Raw genomic sequence first — 18,528 nt, forward strand, 5'->3', positions numbered from 1 at the left:
GCCGGACCGATCCGGCGGGCTTCTTCAATTCGGAGCGTCAGCTCAGAGACCCGGCTGCAGATGAGCCGTATCCACCGTCCCGCCGGCCTGAATGACGGCAAGAGCCATCTTCGCAGCCGCTGCCGAGGTGTCGCCGAAGGCGTCGTGCGTGAGCGGCTGGTCCACTGTGGTGAAATGCGTCAACTCGCCTTCGCCTTGCGAGCCCAGCCCCTCCGGCGGGAAGCTCAGCTCACCATGGCCCGGCCCAAAGTCGAGGATCTGATCGAACCCATGCGGCAGCTCGTGGTGGGTCGTATCGGCCGGAGCAGATGCCCCGAGCGACGCATCGAGATCGACCTCGACGAAGGTGCCGGTGGTGCCGTCCGCGTAAGTAAACGAGCCGACCCCCGCAATCGTCTGCCCGTCGATGGGAGCACCAGCCGTCGTCGCAAGATCGATGCTCTTGATGCCGAGGTCGCTGAGCTTGGTCAGTTCGCCGCCCTCGCTGACGCCGTTGTGGTTGGCGTCCTGCCACATCACGAGATCGCCAAATGCCTGATCCTTAGCGTCGATCACGCCATCATCGTTGCCGTCGAGGCTCGCCAGCGCGGCAATGCCGTCAGCGAAGTGACCGCCATTGAAGTTCGGCGTGAACAGCTCGTTGCCGCTTTCGATCTTGCCGGAGCTGTCGAGATCCAGGGCAAGAATGCCGTCCTGGCCATCGGCGGTCCAGGCGATCTGGTCTTGTGCACCATCGCCATTAATGTCGAACTGGACCCCGTCGCTGATGGAGCTGAACGAAATGCCGTGAGCTCCGAGATCAAGAACTACCGGATCGACGCGCCCGTTCCCGATCAGCGTCGCGAGGCTGGTCCCGCCACTGGTCAGGGTAACATTCTCCAGATCGACCAGGATATCGTTATTGTCGCTCTGGCTACTGGCCACCTGCTCGTAAACATAGGTGTGGTTGACGCCGTCGATCGTGGCCGTGAAAGCTACCGTAGCGCCGCCGCTGCCCAAATCGTTTTGCCGTAGATAGTCGACTACAGCAGCGACATCCTGGATTGAATCAAGCGTGAGCGCGCCACTGAAGGTGTCCGCATCATCGAACGTGATAATGCCGTTCGAAATGGCGTGCGATCTTACCTGATTTCCGCCGATCGTCAGGTCCGAGTTGGATCCGTTCGTACCCGCCGCATTCGAGGCAGCAAAAGGCGTGCCGTTGAGCGTTAGCTTGTCAGCAGCAACATTGAAGTCCTTGATAATATCGTAGCCGGCAATCGTTCCGCCGTCTCCGCTGCCTCCGATAGTAACCGCAGATTCGCCACTAAAGATGCTAAACGTATCCCCGCTAGCACCACCAAACATGATGTCGCGCCCGTCGCCACCGTTAAGTGTATCGGCGAGATTGTTACCGATCAGAACGTCATTTCCGTTATCGCCGTTAAGCGCGTTGGAAGCCCCAGACCTACCGATCAAAATTTCGTTGGCGTTACCACCGGTCAGGGTCGTTGCGCTCGTCGATCTGTTGTCGATCGTCACTGTGACAGCCGCCGTCGTGGCAGATCCATCAGTGGCCTTATAGGTGAACGAGCCGTTGTTCCCGCCGTTCAAGTTGCTTCCATCGTCCGTAAACGTTACAGAACCGCCGTTGCCTGTCCCGGTCGCATGAGAGGTCGTACCGCTGGTGCCTGCGCTGACCGCAGTAACATCCAGTACGTTGTCCAGATCGGTGTCGTTGGCTACCAGCGCCCATTCCGGGATCACGACGGCTGCATTGTTGCCGACATTGGTAATGACCGTATCTGCGGCAGCAGTCGGCGCATCGTTCACCGCGGTGATGTTGATCGTCGCGGTATCGGTGGCGGTCAGCGAGCCACCGCTGCCGGTGTCGCCGGTGTCATTGACCAGCAGCGTCAGCGTCGTATTCGCCGGCGGTGCATCCACATTAGCGTTGTAGACGATCGTACCGCCACTTCCGAACCATCCGCCATTGGTATCGGTGCCGGCCAGCAGATTGTTGAGCTCCGCGAGCGTCCCGGTGACCGTGACAGAGGAGGTCCCGCTGCCGGTGATGCTGTCGACGCCACTGTTACCGGCCCCCACGGTCAGGGTTCCAGTTCCGACCGACAATGTCATGGAGATGACGTTGCTGCCCGCATCGATGTCGCCCACCGAAAGGCCGGTGTTGTGGAGGTTCAGGTTCGTTTGCTCTGTTGCGCTGTAGGAAGCCAGCGTAATCGTCGCCGTCGGCGCGTCGTTCACCGAATTGACAGTGACCGATGCCGTATCAGTTGCGCTCGAGAACGCAGAACTGCCGCCGTTGGACGAGGTGTCCACCTTCGTGCCGGCGGTGCCGGTGCTCTCATCCCACGCGCGGAACGTGATGCCGTCCGTCACGGTGCCGTTGAAGTTGGCGGCCGGCTTGAAATACAGCCGGGTACCGGCATCTGCTGCAAGCAGCAGCGCGCTGGTGCTGCTGACCGCTCCCACCGCAGCCCAAGTGACTCCATTGTTGGTCGAGTAGTACCAGGTGCCGTTCGCACTGTTGGTAGCCGTGATGGCAATGCCGAGGCCCGGGCCATCTGCATCCGTCACGTTATCAAAGCCGCCGCCGCCAAGCGTGCCTACGGCTCCGGACGGCGCAGGCGCATCTTCATTGACGGCCGCGATGACCGGTGAATCCGTGGCGTCGAGAACCGGCGCTCCGTTTACATTGTTGACGTTGATCGTCAGCGTCGAGCTGGCGGTATCGCCGTCATTGTCCGTCAAAGTGTAGGTGAAGGGACGGCCGAAACTGGACGTGATTGTGGACGGCGGCGTGTAGGCATAAGTGCCGTCATCCAGATCAATGACGAAACTCTCGCCGGCGCTGCCGGTGAACGTGATCGTCAACTGGTTGGTGGCGGCATTGAAGGTGGCGGTGTTCGACCCCGAACCCGACGTGGTGATCGCGTCAGTCGCAGGGTTGTAAGTGTAGGTCTTGCCGCCGATTTCGATCGACTTCACATATCCGCCGTCAGCACCGAACGACGTCGGAATGCTGCCGTCGATCACCGAGCCGGTGATGGACGGATTGACCGTGCCGGCCAGCGTCGACTGGAGCTGATTGAGGTCGGTGACGATCAGGGCATCCGTATCGGTGCCCGTGCCGCGCCCGTCATAGGCCAGCGGATCGAGGTAGGTGCTGTGCGCCGAGGAACCCAGTCCGATCGCGAAAGATACGATGTCGTTGGCGTTGACGAAGTTGACCCAATCCGTGAGTTCGTCGCCGGACACTTGTTCGCTCGTCGGATCTGGTTGCCCGTCCGAAATGAAGTAGGCGACATTGCGCACACCGGCCGTCGTCAGCTTGCCCGCATCATCGAAGGCGTCAGGCGCAAGCGCCGTGGCATCGTCGTAGTCGGTGCCATCATTCGCCGTCAGGCCATCGATGTAGGTCTTTGCATCCGCGACCGACAGCCACACGCTGCCCTGCTTTTGCGCGGAGTCGTTGAACTTGATGATCTGGACCCTGACGTCGCCAACGGCGTCATACTGGTCGAGCAATTCCTTGGCGGCGGCCTTGAGCAGGTCGAGGCGCGTTGCGTAACCGGATACGCCTGAACTGAAGTCCATACTTCCGGAACGATCGAGGATCAGCAGGATGTTGGTGTCCGAGGATCCCTCGGTCACGGTCTTGACGATCGGCGCTGCGACCGGGATGTCATCATCGATGGTGATGGCCAGCGTGCCGGTAGCCTTGTCGGCGATAGGCAGCGTGGCATCCTTGACCTGGTAGGTCAGGTTGACGGTCGCGTCGTTCTCGTTGCCGCCCGCATCATGGAGAACCGGCTTCAGCAGCGTGAACACATAGTTGCCGTTGCCATTGTCCGACCCGCCATCCACGACGACCGTGAAGATCGCGCCGCGCGCGGCGGACGATGCGGTCAGGGTATTGTTGGTGGCGTTCCAGCTATACGTAACGCTCTCGGAACCAACCAGACCCGTCGTGCCGTCCATCGGCGCAAAGTTGATCGGATCCGAGGCCGCCTTGCCGTCCGTGTTGTAGTTGTGCAGCAAGGTACCGCCGGCGGTGATGGCCTCCCCGGACAGGTCGTCAGCGAAGGTACTGCCGGCAATGCCATTCGGAAGACCTTCATCGTCCAGCGAAGCCGAGGTGTTTCCTGCGGTCGGCAACGAGTTCGTCTGGACGCTGCCAAGCGTGACGGTTGCCGTTGAGGTATCGCCGTCGCCGTCCCTGATCGTATAGGTGAAGCTGTCAGCACCCGTGTAGCCAGCCTCCGGCGTATAGGTGAAGGTGCCGTTGTTGTTGTACACGACGGTGCCGTGCGCCCCGTTGGTGACGGTAACCTGGCCGGTGAGCGGCGAATTATCCGTATCGACCCCATCGGCGCCGTACTTGTCGTTACCCAACAAGCCGGTCAAGAGCGTCGCACCGGTGATGGTCGTTGCCCAGGTGTCGTTCACCGCTGTTGGGGCGTCGTCGACGATATTGATTTTGATCGTCGACGTAGCAGTTTCGCCGTCGCTGTCCGTAGCTACGACGCTCAGGTTTTCGGGCAGGCCGTTGTTACCCTGCAGCGAAGCATGCTGCCCGTTGTCAACAAGCGTGTAGCTGTAGCTTACGGTGGTGCCGTCGAACGCGGTTACTGCAAACGTATTCCCGGTTGCTGTCGTAAACGAAGTGGCGGTAAAAACTCCGTTCGTGACGATGGCGTGACCGTCAATCGTCAGGCTGTTGAGCCCGTCGGCCGCCGCAATAGTAAATGTTCCGCTCTGCGTGAGGTTTCCGGAGTCCGGGCTCGAGCCGGCCGACTCGCCTACGCCACGGCTCGCCAGCAGATCGTTTTCATGGACGGTGATATCGCCGTCTTCGCCGTTGATCCCCGAAATCGTGACGCCGTGATCGGAAATGCCGATCGTCAACGTGGCGGTCGAGACATCCCCATCGCCGTCGGTCAGCGCATACGTAAAGACGTCGTTCGCAACAACCGGCGACCCGTCGAAACGGGTATAAGTGTAGTCGCCGTTCTCGTTGAGAACGAGCGTGCCGTACTGGCCGATGACCTGGAAGTTTTGCGAGCCGTCCGGCGTCGTGACAGTGGTGACGCCGACGACGCCCGTAACTTTCGCGCCGTCTGCGCCAAGCACGTCTGCGCCGAAATTGGTCGTGCCTACCCCGGTGATGACATTGCCAGTAGCCGTCGCATTGTCGGCGTATGAAAAATCATCGAAACCGAAGTAACCGGGACCGTCGACTACAATCTTGTCGACGCTGCCCAGAGCAGAGAGATTTACATAGGTGGGCCCGCCCGCTGCGCCCTGATGGATGTCCTGGGTAAAGCTGCTGACCAGAACGCCATTCACATAGCCGGAAATGGCAATCGTCATCGGCTCAGAGCCGCTCGACGAGAACCAGGCTCCGAGTGCCGTGAACTTGCTGCCATCGGCGTGGGCGATAGTGATTGGGTCGCCCGCAGTTCCGGTATAGCCCGGCTGCTCCACGCCGTTCTTTTCACCGATGAAGACCAGGTTGCTGCCCGAGTGCGGGGCATAAGTCGCGAACGGCCCGGAGCCCGCCGGATTGTGAATACCCGTCTGAATGAAATTGAACCCGTGATAGGGCGACGCAACCGGCGTCTCGCCATTCTCGCCAAGCACGACGTCATCGAAATTCAGGGTCTGCACGGCACTTGAAACGGAATCGATATCCGCGTTCGCCACCGGAACGTCGTCGTCGACACCGACCGTGAAGCTGCCGTTCACCGCGTCACCGTCGGAATCGGTCGCGGTATAGTTGAACGTCAGGCGGATGTCGTTCTCGTTGTTGCCCGTAGCGTGGTCGAGTTGATCCTTCAGCACGACGCGGAATGCGCCGGCGCCTTCATCGGACAACGATACTTCAATGACGGTGCGTCCGCCGGCAACGCCAGTCAGGATGGTGCCATCGGCATTGGTCGAGAAGACCACCGCCTCGCCCATCGAGGTGAGCGCGGACACGCCCGACACGCCGACGCTCGCATTGGCGAACGTCAGGCTGCGATCGCCGACACCATCCAGATGATCATGGGTCAGCGTGCCGAACGAACCCGAATTGATGTCCACGCCGCTATCGAGGTCATCGGCACCCCACTTGATGTTGAGGTAACCTGTCGACGTCGTCTCATTGGCGTCGCCATCCGTGTTGGCAACGTAATTGTCGCCCGCTTGAGTGTCGTGGCTACCGAACGCGAGCGGTCCTGTCAGACCGTCCTCGTCGACGAAGGTCACGGGAACGAGGCTGACATTGTCGATATAGGCGCCGAGCGAATTCTCCTGGCCGGCTCCTTGGAAGCCGAGCACATCGCCCGCGCCGGTCCCGATCACGCTGACGGTGATCAGTTGCCAGACACCCGCCGTCACGCCCGTCGAGTCGATGGATTTCACCACCTGCCCGTTCCACAACACGTTCAGGCTACCGCTGTCGGCGTTACCCTCGTTGGGACGCGGCGAATAGTAGAACGCCAGTTCATAGGCCTCGCCGGCATGCGTACCGCCGATCACCTGCTGAATGATCGTGTTGGTGTGGCCGGAATCGTTGTAGTGGTCGCCGCCGGACAGATTCCCGCTGCTGAGATCGGAATCGAGCTCGATCAGCGCGTTGCCGTCCTGTGCGAACACGCCGCCGACATTGCCGGTCTGCACTTCGAACGGCACATCACCGTGTGGGCCGGCCGGGCCGAGATTGGCCGAGGTCCAGCCAGCCAGTGAGTGGTAGATCGACCATTGATTGTTGCCGAGACCGTGACCAACTTCGAAGCTGCCGTTGACGACGAGATTGTTCGTCGCGGCCACCGGTCCAATGATCGGCATATCGTCGTCGATCGAAACCGAGAGCGTGCCCTTGACGGCATCGCCGTCACGGTCCGTGACGGTGTAGGTCAGATTGAGCTTGATGTTGTCTTCATAGGCCGTCTGCGTACCGCCGACATTCGGATCATCATGGACAGGATGATCGACCTGACCAAGCAGCGAGAAGCTGTACGCGCCTGTCGACGGGTTGACCTGAATCTTGAACGCAGCCGTCGCGAACGCATGCGACGGCGTATCGGTCAGCGTCGAGGCATAGAGGGTGTTAGTCCCGGCATCCCAGAAGTACTGAAGCGCCTGGTTGCCAGCCGTAATCGCATGATTGCCGGCATCGACAACCGCAAATCCGTCCAGCGGCGCGAAGCTGATCGTGCCCGCCTCGTCCGCGCCGACCAAGAAACTCAGCGTGCCAGTCGCCGGCGACACCGATGCGGCATCGTCGCCCGCAGACGCGGTGTCGTGGTTGCCGGACGCCAGATCGTCCTCGTCGACCGTTACCGTCGCGTTCGGTCCGGTGACCGGAATATCGTCCTCGATCCCGATCGTGAACACGCCGCCACTGGTGGTCGTGGTCGAGGCATAGGAGAAATTATTGACGCGGATCTTGTCGCCATCCGCAAGATCGAAGCGAATGACGAGATGGTCGAACGTCCCGGACGGGTCGATCGTCACCGCGCTTCCATCGCCGGGCAGCGTCAGCGTACCGCTGTCATAACCCGCGCTGCCGGATACCGGCACGCCGCCGTGATAGGCGACCCAGGAAATCGTTCCAGTGCCGCTCCCATTGATGGTGAAGCTGAACGAGTCGGTGCCGGCTCGCCCAACAATGAAGCCCTGGTTGTCCTGGATCAGGTTATTGCCGATCCCGACGCCCTGCCCGGAGACGTTGAACGAGGCTGCATTGTCACCAGCCGTATTGACGAAGCTGTTCGCAGCCGTGCCGGTGAACGTCAGGCCGTCGAACGTCACGCCGCCCACCGTATAGGTGTCGTAGTGTCCGGGCTGCAGGGTTAGCGGGGTGGTCACCGTCGTTGTGGTGGTCGGCCCCTGGAGCTGGATTTTATCACCGTCCTGATCGGTGAACTGGATCGCGCCCGTAAAATCGAGGATCAGCTTCTGGTTGTCGTCATTCGCCGGCGCGTTCGGCAGATGGTCGATCTGGTCCTTCAGCGTGAACGTGTAGTTGCCGTTCGGCTGGACGTCGAGCGTGAACACCACGCGGTCGCCGCCGGAGAATCCGGCCGTACCATCGCTGTCGACATAACCGGTCAGCACCGTTCCCGAGACGCTGTAGAGCACCGCAGCGCCCTTGGACGTCACCGCTGTCAGGCCGGCCGGATTGGCGAGCAGCGAGAACGTTCCCTGCTCGTCGGCGCCGACCGAAACGAGCGTCGCCAGCGATCCCGTCGCGACGGTGGTCTGGCCACCTTCGGCATTGCCGATCGACTGATGATTCGAGTTGGCGTCGGTCAGCGCATCTTCCTGAACCGCACCGGAAACCGAATTCTGGGTCTGAACCGGGATATCGTCCTGGACGGTGATGGTGAAGCCGCCGGAAAGCGTCACGCCGTCACTGTCGTAATCGACGAAGCGTACCACCGACGAGAGATTGATACTGAGGGTGTTCTCGCCATTGCCGACGGCATGGTCGAGTTGGTCCTTCAACGTGAACGTGTAGTTGCCGTTGGACTGGATCTGCAGCGTGAACACGGTGATGCTGCCCGCCTTGGCGGTCAGCGTGTCACCCGAGATGCTGTAGCTCAGTGCGGTGTTGTGAGACGTCAGGTTTTGGTTCTGCAGAGCGGAGATGCCGCTGCTATCGAGAACGAACGTTCCGTTTTCGTCCGCGCCCACTTTGAAGAGCGAGGTCAGCGAGCCGTTCGCAACTGCCTTGCCGCTCGAGCCGTCTTCGTTATTGCCGACAGAATTATTGCCGCTGTTGGCGTTGGTTAGATCGTCTTCTTCAACGGTCGCAGTAACGGACGCGTCGCTGACCTGGATCGGAATATCGTCCCGGATCTGGATCGTAAACGCACCGGTCGCCAGCTTGACCGTGTCGCCATCGCCGTCGGTAGCGATGATGTATTCGGACAGATCAAGCGCTGTCGTCAGCAGGTTTTCGGTGTTGTCACCGTTTTGGCCATCCAGCGACGGATGATCGATCTGGTCCTTGAGCGTGAAGACATAGGAACCGTTGGACCCGACCGTGAGCGTGAAGACCTCGCGATCGGTGCCGGCCTGGTAACCGGAATTCCCGCCCTGATCGACGTAACCGCGCAGCGTATTGCCGTCGGATACGATCAATATGTCGCCGCCCTTGGACTCCAGGCCGGTGTTGATCGGGCTGTTCTGAACGACGAGATCGAATGCCGTTGAAGCCGGACCATCCGCACCGAAATTGACCAGCGCATTCAGCGCGCCCGCGGCAATGGCCGAACCCGTGCCGGTGGTCTCGCCAGTACGATTTGCATCGAGATTGCCCGTGGGCAATCCGTCTTCATCCACGGCAACCGAGATCGTGGCCCCGGTGATTGTCGGGCCGTCATCCTCAAAACGGACTTTGCCAGAAATATCCGCCAGATCCCTCGCGGAGTCGCCGTCACGATCGGTGACCGTAACGGTGGCAAAAACCTTATTGCTTGCGATCGCAACATACTCGTCCGCGTCGCCGGTATTACTGTGTTCCAGCGAGACGTACTGGACTACTGAAACCTTGCCGGTGACCGGATCGATCGCGATCGCAAACGCCGCCGGGTCGCTTCCGGTGTTGGTCGTGCTCGATCCAGAGTCCGGACCGTCATAGCGGCCGACGATCAGATCGCCTTCCTTGAACAGGTAGATGTCCTTGCCATCGGTCGTTTCGAGGCCGGAATTGGTGCCGTTTCCACCATTTAAGGTGAGCGAAAATACCTTGGAATTCGAGCTCGCCGAACCGTCGGCGCCGAAATTGGTCGAAACCGTCAGCGCCGCGCCGTCACTCTGCGCAAATCCGATCGCGCCATCGATCTTTTGGGCGTTCGTAAGATGCGGATCCGAGCCCTTGTGGTGAACATTGGCGAACAAATCCCTGACCGCCTGTACCGTCGTATCGTCGTCGGATGACTGAACGTCCGGCGTCTCGTCATGAACAACGGAGAAGCCGCTCGCGGTATGTACTTCGACCGACGGACCGTCATCGAGGAAGGTGATCAGCTTGCCGATATTGACCGAGTCGGACGACTTGTCGCCGTCGGAATCGGTGACGGTAAGCGTAGCAATGATCTTGCCGTCGAGATTCTGCTGGACCGTAAGCGGGTCGTCGGGCGACGCGTCATTGAAATTAGTGCCGTTATCATTGGTCTCGTTGGAATCGCCACGGTCGTCATGCTTGATCGAGAGATATTGGGCGATGCTGACCTTGCCGTCGGAATCGATGGCAATCGCGAACGCAACCTTACCGTTGAAGGCGCTATTGGCGTCGGAAACCGTGCCGAGGATCAGGCCATCGGCGTTGACGGAAAGAACGATCTTGCCACCGTCGGTTACGAACAGGCCGGAATCCGTTCCGTTGCCGCCTGCCACGCTCAGTGAGAACGTGTGCGGATAAGGTGGATAGTCGGCGCCGATGGTCGAATCGTCGATAACAACAGCGAAATCCGACCGCGCATAGGCGATTGCGCCGTTGCCCGAATTGCCACCATTGTTGTCGCCCGGCACGTCCGGATCATCGCCGACGATACCCGTCGCTTCGAGCTTGGCGAACAGATTCCTGACGCTGCTTGCCGTCGTATCGTCCGCCTGGTTGCCTGGCGTTTCGTCGACCGTGACCGAACCCCAACCAGGATCGATATCGGCATGCGGAACGTCATCAGTCACGTTGATCGTGAACTTGCCGGTCAAGGCGACGGTATCGCCATCCTTGTCGGTGAAGGTGACAATGGAGCCGAGGTCGATGTTGGGAATTGAGTGCTGGACGCCATCATCGAGCGGGCCGGAGCGCAGATCACTGTTCTGGCCGCTACCCTCCGCATGAATCAGTTCGTCATACAGGCGGAATTCATACGCGCCGGTCTCGGTGTTCAGCGTCAGCGAGAAAACCTGGTTGCCATTGGGATTGGGCTCGTAGCCCGTGACGATGATTTCGTGGGAGTCAACCGGGCCGTTGGAAATCGCATAGGTCAGCAGCTTGCCGTTCTCGCCATCTCCTTGGGCGGATTGCTTCGAGTACAATCCAAGCGCGGTCAGCTTCGCAATGGCGTCGGACGAAAAACCGAACGTGCCGGTCTCGTCGGCGCCGACCGAAACCAGGCCCGCCAGCGTGCCCGACACGATCGCAGCGCCAGTGAAATTCTCCGTGGTGGAGCCGTCGGCGCTGCCGTCGTTCGGACTGGTGCCCTGTGACCACCGCGTGAGGATATCGTCCTCATCGACCGTGCGGGAAATCGAGGCGCCGGTCAGGACGGGGATATCGTCCTGAATCTCGATCTTGAACGTTCCTTCGCCCAGATTGATGTGGTCACCGTCACCGTCGGTGGCAACGATAAAGGCCGAAAGATCGAGCGATGTGGTGAGGATGTTTTCGCCGTTGTCGCCCTCAGCATTATTCAGCGTCGGGTGATCGATCTGATCCTTCAGCGTGAAGGTGTAGGAGCCATCCGCTCCGACCGTTAGCGTAAAGACTTCGCGATCGCCGCCCGAGAAGCCCGATCCGGCAACGCCGGTTTCGACATAGCCATGCAGCGTCGTGCCATCGGACACGATCAGCACATGAGCGCCCTGCGACGTCAGGCCGGAATCGACCGGCGTGGTCTGAACAGCCACCTTGAATCCTGTCGCCGCAGGTCCATCGGTGCCGAAATCGACCAGCGAGGCCAGCGAACCGGTAGCAACCGCCGAACCCGTTCCCGCCAGCTCTCCCGTGCGTCCGGCGTCGGCGTTGTGAACTGCCAGTCCGTCTTCGTCGACGGTGCCGATCACGCCACCCTCGCCGATTAGCACCGGACCATCGTCCTGGAAGACGATGCTGGACGTTTCACCGCCGGCGATCTGGATCGTCGCGGAAGATGTCGCGGTGTCGTTGTCGACGTCGGTGATAGTCGCCGTCAGCGTAATGCCAAGGCTTGCAAATACAACCTCGCCCTCATCCTGGTTGGAACTGAGCAGCGTGAGCGCCTTGCTGGAATCGAAATTGTTGCCGTCCTGGCCATGGTCGATTGCCATGTATTGGTCGATCACGAGTTGACCGCCCGACAGGCTGCCTGCGTTGACGAGCGTGACGCGGATCGCGATCGGACCATTGGGATTGTTGCCGACATGACCCACGATCTCTGTGTCACTGACCTTGAAAAGATAGATGGTGTCGTCACCGTACAGGCCGCTGGGATCGGTCACCTTCAGTGTGCTGGCGACGCCGCCAGACGGACCGGAGCCCCCCGTTAGCGAGAAGCTGTACTGATAGGTGGTCGACTTCTCGCCGTCCGTTCCGGGGTCCTTGACCACGCTGAACAGCGCCTGCAGCGCGCCCTGACCCTGCTCTTCGCCGCCCGCGGCCGTCTTCACTTCGCCGATCGGGACGGTGCCGGTCGGATCCGGCATTGTCGAGCCGGTATCATCAAGCGGCCCCGGGAAGCCGTCGGGATTGGGATCAAAGCCGATCGATTCATCGAGCGATAAAGGCGCGAGTTGCGCAGAGCCTTCGACCGGCTCGACCACCGATACGGAAATGGCCGGACCGTCATCGTCGAATGCGACGCCGATGGAATCTGCCGATACGTGCGTAACGACCACGCCGAGCGCATCGGTGACGACTTGCTGAACGAAAACAACGTCCGCGAGCTCGATCCGATCATTCGGATCGAGCGTGTTGCTGTGCTGAACGGCTTCGTATTGTGCGACGCTCAGCTTGAGGGAGACGGGATCCAGATAGAGCGCAAACGCGATTGCGCCGCCGGCGTTGGGAGTCGTGCCGTTCCCCTCACGCGCAACAATGAGATTTCCTTCCGTGAACAGGAAGATCTCATTCCCGGTTGCGGTCGCTTTCAGTCCGGTATCGACTCCGGCAAATGCGGCGCCGGTCGACGTGGTCAGCACATAGGCCACCGTACCGGGACCATTGGTGCCGAAGTTGACGTTCGCCGCGGCGATTTCGGACACAGCGCTCTGCGCCCACCCAATCAGTCCGGCCTGCTGGAAGACGGCCGGCAAGAGTGGATTGGCTTGATCATCTGCGGTGAGTTGTACACCGAGCGTCTCGTCATGAACCGTCAAGGCGCCCGCGAGCGTGAAGCTGCCCGAGGGCGCGACGTTCGGGGTGCCGTTGAAAGTCTCGGGAGTCAGGGCGAAAGTGCCGAGCGACTCCTGTCCGAGCAGGTCGAGCGGATTGCCCGTTGCCAGCGGATCGACGGAGCTATTGCTGAAGTTCGCGCCGCTGGCTTGGGCATTGCCGCCGCCCTCGCCGGCCGCCGGCAAAATCGACTGGTCCGTCGTGATCGGAAACAGGCTTGCGAATTCGCTGACCGAAACGTCGCGCCCCGGCGCCACTTCGATAGTCAGGTTCTTCAGGGCATCATGCCTTGAATCGAAAAACGGCTCGACTGTCACGGTCGACCTGTTGTCGAACAGGATGATCAACCTATCGCCGACATGGACGAGCGTGATCTTCTCGTTCGCGATCCCTGAAAAATCGACCTTGACCTTCTGGTCGTATCCGAGATTGACGACCACCGCCTGGTCGCCCATCGGCTTCGTCAGCTTGAAAATTCGGGGAGGTGAGGAACTGTTGGCGGGAGTGGAACCGGAAAGCTGAGCGACCTGAAATTGCGCGTTCATTAGTCTAAGTACTCCGCCAAAAAATGCGTTTAATTCAAGTTTGCAAAAAATATTCCAAACTTTTGACGTATTAGGCTATTGTTAACCGTATCTAGGGTCAACAAAATCAATTGGTTAACCTCCGCTTTTTGCCTCGCTGTGGTAAATTTGAAATGGCGGCAAGCGCCTTGAAAATGGCTTTGAAATGAGCGGCTTGCCTCGAACTGACCAACATTGGCGGCCGAGCGAGGACATCAGATGAAGGTTTTATTAATCACCGGCGCCCTGTTTTTCGCCGGCCTGGCAGGCTGCGCCTCGGCCCAGGAGCAGTCCCGGACGGTCGAGCGAACGGTCAAAAGCGTGCCGAACAGGGACACCCGGATCGGGGTCTACCTCAACGTGCAACCCGATTGCACATCCGGGCCACTGCCAACGATTCGACTGGTCAGCCCGCCCGCCTCCGGCAAGGTTGTCGTCAAGAACGCGAAGGTCAAGGCTACCAACTACAAGGCCTGCCTTGCGCTGGAAGTGCCGGCTTATGTCGCGTTCTACAAGTCGCCTGCGGATTTCCTCGGTAATGACGTGTTGACGATCGAGGTCAAGTATGCCGGCGGCCGTACGGAAATCCAGAAGATTACTGTGAACGTGATGAGGGCGGGCGGGGAGCAAAAAATCTAATCGCCACGATTTGATTGGTGAGCACCGACCCTGATGGCGAATTCGTCGGGCGATTGTCCTCAACGGTAAATCGCAAGGGCCGGGGTCGATCCAGGTTGACCAGCAGCAACCACCCCAAAGACACAGGTCCTGCCGGTGCACAACGGATTATCAGTTTGACGGTACGGCTGATTCTTGCTCTGTTGACTGCATTCTCTTTTTTACTCGGGGGCAGCCATGCGCGCCGCATTGGGCAAATTCGTTTTGATCACAGCTTCATTGGGATTCACCGCATGGGCGAGTACGCATCCGGCCGGCGCAGCGGACCTCGGTTTGATAGCCGCGGGGCCCGGCTCAATAGGTAATTGCTCCGAAATCGTTTTCACTTGCGAGAATGGCAGGCAGTATCCTCTCTGCCCGATTGCAACGAGCATCGTCGGTGAAGTCGTTACCGCATCGCTGCACACGGGCCATCGCGGGGGCATTCACGTTCGGTTGGTCCCGATGGGCGTCGGCTACCGATATGCCGGGCGCGGAGTATGGCTGGACGGCTTCCGCGAGAACGCGCTGCTCAACTTCGGAAAGCACAGCCAGGTCGCATGCACGATCCAGCGCTCCTGATCACGCACTGACTCCACGTAAAATCGGAGCCGAATAGGCCAGCCCCTACCCCTTTGTGCGGACTACGACGTGCGACGCGCGGGGGCGCATGTAGGCTTTGGGCTGGACAAAGCGTGCACAGTGATCATTCCACTGCTGCAACTGCCAATTCCACTTCAAGCATCCGGATTCCACTGCCGGATCATATCCCCAATCCAGCCGATAAGGCTCATCCCCGAAGGGATAAGGACCGCTGTAAGCGCTGCTGCTTGAAAGGGCCACGAGCGAAATGGCTGCGCCAACAATCGCAAAGAACGATTTTTTCATAAGAACCCCGATCTGGAGCGCACACGCCGAAGAGTGCCAAATGGCTTCACGCTTTTCAAGCGACGAGCAGTGGTTCGACCGCGGTTTCCGCCGGTCCGACGCAACTCTTGTTCTGCCTGATTGATATCGCCCCCGCCTATCATCTTCGGCCAACTGCGCAGGATTTAGATTTCACACGCGGTCAGTCGCGTTGCGGGATCAATCGGTCGTCGGTGCTGCAACTTTCGCTGCGGCTCGACTTCAACCGCGATAGCAGAGAGAAAGATGTCCGGGTCCAGAACATCTCTCCGCAATAACTCGCCCGCCAAAACCTTGACAAAGGAGAGTGCCGCGAAACCATTGTGCGAGGTATCACCAAATGAGCATGAGGTGGCCTGCGGACTCTCCAGTTCGTCTTGACGGCGGTTGAAGGCTGCGATCGCAGCGGCGGATTCTGAGCTCAAAGCAGCCAGCTTGCTAGCAGCGCACGCATTCATGTCCATGAAAAGGGATAGGACTTACTAGGTAGCTCGATCTCGAAAGCGTCGATACTTGGTTGGGACCGGCTCGGCCGGCAGTCCGTTCTCTCCCAGAATATCTGCGACCAGTTCATCCTTGACCACCTTCTCCATCACAGCTCGCACAAGTCGCGTGCGCGAGACACCGCGCTGTTTCGCAGCCTCTTGGAGATACTCAACTTCCACGGGGATAACGATATTCTTGATGGTCACGGCCAGTCCCTCGATGCTCCTTTGCTCTACTGATCTGCTCTCTGCTGACCAGCAATCTTGGCAAGAGTTGGAGAGGACGAAGGCAACCGTCGCCTTTCTGCTTTGCGCTACGCTCATGTGCATGGAAACATGCATAGCCACAAACTGAGATAGATGTTGGCTTGCAATTAACTTCGCCCTGACCGTGGGAAACACTCCGCTAACCCCAAATGGCCTCACGGCAGGGGCACCGAACATCGGCTTGTCATTTAATTTGTGGGAAATCGACTATACTTTACACGATCCAGGGAGCCGTATTAAATGAATGCCGACATTTAATCACGGAGCGAGCTGCGGACGTATTTCAACTTCATCCCGCGCGAGATTCTGTTCCGTCCGCAGGTATAGGCTAGCAATATTATGAAGGAGAGATCGAGCGAGGCAGATCGGCTGCCAGTCACAGTGCTCAGTGGATTTCTGGGCGCTGGGAAGACAACCTTGCTTAATCGCGTACTGATGAATCGCGAAGGCCTACGCGTTGCAGTCATCGTCAATGACATGAGTCAGTTGAACATAGACGCAGACCTGGTCCGCAACGGTGGTGCCAACCTTTCACACACGACCGAGTCGCTCGTTGAGCTCAGTAATGGTTGCATATGCTGCACGTTGCGCGACGATCTCCTGGTGGAGGTCAGGCGATTGGCCGAACAACGGCGATTCGATTACCTTCTGATCGAAGGAACCGGGATTGCTGAACCTCTTCCCATTGCGGCAACGTTCTCTTTTCGCGACGAAGCCGGTGCCTCCCTTTCCGATGTTGCGAGACTCGACACGATGGTCACCGTCGTGGACGCCCTGAGCCTGCTCGCTAACTATAGCAGTCGCGATCTGCTGCGCGATCGCGGCGAGTTGCGCGATACGTACGACCAGCGGACGCTCGTCGATCTTTTGGTTGAGCAGATCGAGTTTGCTGATGTGGTGGTAATCAACAAAGTGTCAGAAGCGACAGAGGCGACACGTGCGGAAATTCGTAAGGTAATTGCCGCACTCAATCCCCAGGCGCGCCGATTCGAGGCTGACTTCGGAGAAATTCCTCTCAAGGCGATTCTTGACACCGGCCTTTTCGACGAAGCGAAGGCTGCGACTCACCCGCTCTGGTATAAAGAGCTATACAGCCCCGATTCCCACGTGCCGGAGACCGAGGAATACGGCATATCCAGCTTCGTTTACAGGGAAAGACGTCCCTTCGATCCCGTTAAGCTGTTGTCGTTTCTCAACAAGCCATGGCCGGGCGTGATACGCGCCAAAGGGCACTTCTGGCTCGCCACGCGTCCGGATTGGGTGGGTCTTCTCTCCGTTGCCGGCATGCAGCGTCGGTGCGAGCCCATGGGCTATTGGTGGGCGACAATCCCGAAGCCGAGTTGGCCAAGCAACCCTCAATTTCAAGAACAACTCAACAGCCGATGGGATGGCGCTTGGGGTGACCGCCGTCAGGAACTCGTGTTCATCGGTTCAGATATGGACGAAGCGCAAATCCGAGCCTCGCTGGATGCTTGCCTTCTCCATTCGGAGAACGGGTTCGATCCGCAGAGCTGGCGTAATCTGAGCGACCCTTTTCCACCGTGGCATTATCCTGATCACGCGAACCAAACTGGCGTCTCCCTTCGTTAGCTAGATGCGAGTTCAATGCCTGCTGGCGCGAGACGTTCCACGGCGAGAACAGTCGGTCTAACTGGCACAATCACCTCGTGAGACGGCCGCCCCTTTTCGCTGTCTCAATCACGTCGAAGGACGCGCTTGGGATCACCAAGCAATCCACGATTCTCTGCCCATCCAATAACAAGCACGGCCCTCACACCCCCTCCTTCTTGGGGGACTTTGGTCTGGAACGAAAGCATCGCAACCTGGCCCACCCCGACGCGACCGAGCGGTCCTCGAACGTTACCGGAGTATACGCTGGCCTGATTCATAATCTCCGGTTGAAAAACTCAGCACGAAACAACCATAATGATTGCTCCAAAAATAGATATCCTACCGAACCAACCAATTCAGAAATCAAAGCTATTCGTCATTTGACGGAGCCCGGATCGATATATAGTTAATCACCAAAACTTGTTGCTCGACATAAGGAAACATTAGTATTAAATACATTTATCTCATTAATTTTTCCGTTTAATTAGACGGAAATTAAACATTGCCGGCGGGCCATGGTCTTAGCAATCATTGTGGATGACGAAGCGGCGGCGGCCAAGCGGCAGATCGAACGCTGTGGCTTGTCGAACCAGGATGCATGCTCGTTCACGGTCACTGCCCACCCTAACTTGGCTTTCCGGCGGTCCGCGATTGGCCCGTCCATTGAAGCTGTCGCTTCGGCATCCACTCAGTCATCTCGGCTACAGAGTTCAGAGCCTGTCATTCGTATTCCCCTCTCTTTGGCGAGGATATCATGAGGTCCTTGTACGAAGCTTCTGGTTTGAGCCGTATTGCTCTCGGATTGCAGGCTTGGCCACGCACAGGCCCGCGAGGCAATACTAGGGCGTCCGATTCAAGCGCCGAATACGAGTCGCTGTTCGCCGCGCGAAACTGGTGGGAATTTCCGAACCTCAACGCTGTCGGTATCGCGCCGTCCGCGTTCACT

6 protein-coding genes are annotated in these 18,528 nt (G+C 59.1%); 3 read left to right on the forward strand and 3 right to left on the reverse strand.

Translation table 11 applies throughout. The annotated features are described in order from the left end of the window. Positions 1-42: 42 nt before the first annotated feature. Positions 43-13,638 carry a DUF5801 repeats-in-toxin domain-containing protein gene (locus ACFXS9_RS24635; RefSeq protein ID WP_392692936.1) on the reverse strand — a complete coding sequence of 4,532 codons (13,596 nt, stop codon included), beginning with the start codon at positions 13,636-13,638 and terminating at the stop codon, positions 43-45. A gap of 213 nt (positions 13,639-13,851) precedes the next feature. On the opposite strand from ACFXS9_RS24635, the gene ACFXS9_RS24640 reads away from it, so the two are divergent. Both ACFXS9_RS24640 and ACFXS9_RS24645 read left to right on the forward strand, forming a co-directional pair. Continuing rightward, complete coding sequence (locus ACFXS9_RS24640; RefSeq protein WP_392692939.1) at positions 13,852-14,295, forward strand: hypothetical protein; 444 nt, start codon at positions 13,852-13,854, stop codon at positions 14,293-14,295. 216 nt (positions 14,296-14,511) lie between these two features. Continuing rightward, positions 14,512-14,895 (forward strand): hypothetical protein, encoded by a 384-nt coding sequence (locus tag ACFXS9_RS24645; protein ID WP_392692942.1) that lies wholly within the window; start codon positions 14,512-14,514, stop codon positions 14,893-14,895. Between the two features lie 470 nt (positions 14,896-15,365). Here ACFXS9_RS24645 and ACFXS9_RS24650 read toward each other — a convergent pair whose 3' ends face one another. Then, the gene (locus ACFXS9_RS24650) at positions 15,366-15,683 is read right to left on the reverse strand and encodes a hypothetical protein (RefSeq protein ID WP_392692944.1); all 318 of its coding nucleotides are present in this window, start codon (positions 15,681-15,683) and stop codon (positions 15,366-15,368) included. An 18-nt stretch (positions 15,684-15,701) separates the two neighbouring features. Beyond that, positions 15,702-15,911: a hypothetical protein gene (locus ACFXS9_RS24655; RefSeq protein WP_392692947.1), complete on the reverse strand. Its 210-nt coding sequence runs from the start codon at positions 15,909-15,911 to the stop codon at positions 15,702-15,704. Between the two features lie 399 nt (positions 15,912-16,310). On the opposite strand from ACFXS9_RS24655, the gene ACFXS9_RS24660 reads away from it, so the two are divergent. Continuing rightward, a complete protein-coding gene (locus ACFXS9_RS24660) occupies positions 16,311-17,561 on the forward strand; it encodes a GTP-binding protein (RefSeq protein ID WP_392692950.1) in 1,251 nt (416 codons plus the stop codon). The last annotated feature ends 967 nt before the right edge of the window (positions 17,562-18,528 follow it).

It is taken from the genome of Bradyrhizobium sp. RDI18 (genome assembly GCF_043203335.1).
Classification (GTDB): domain Bacteria; phylum Pseudomonadota; class Alphaproteobacteria; order Rhizobiales; family Xanthobacteraceae; genus Bradyrhizobium; species Bradyrhizobium retamae.

What these genes read in the sequence shown, in the direction of transcription:
- ACFXS9_RS24635 (WP_392692936.1), bottom strand. Translation starts at nt 13,638, where the DNA reads ATGAACGCGCAATTTCAGGTCGCTCAGCTTTCCGGTTCCACTCCCGCC.
- ACFXS9_RS24645 (WP_392692942.1), top strand. Translation starts at nt 14,512, where the DNA reads ATGCGCGCCGCATTGGGCAAATTCGTTTTGATCACAGCTTCATTGGGA.
- ACFXS9_RS24650 (WP_392692944.1), bottom strand. Translation starts at nt 15,683, where the DNA reads ATGGACATGAATGCGTGCGCTGCTAGCAAGCTGGCTGCTTTGAGCTCA.
- ACFXS9_RS24660 (WP_392692950.1), top strand. Translation starts at nt 16,311, where the DNA reads ATGAAGGAGAGATCGAGCGAGGCAGATCGGCTGCCAGTCACAGTGCTC.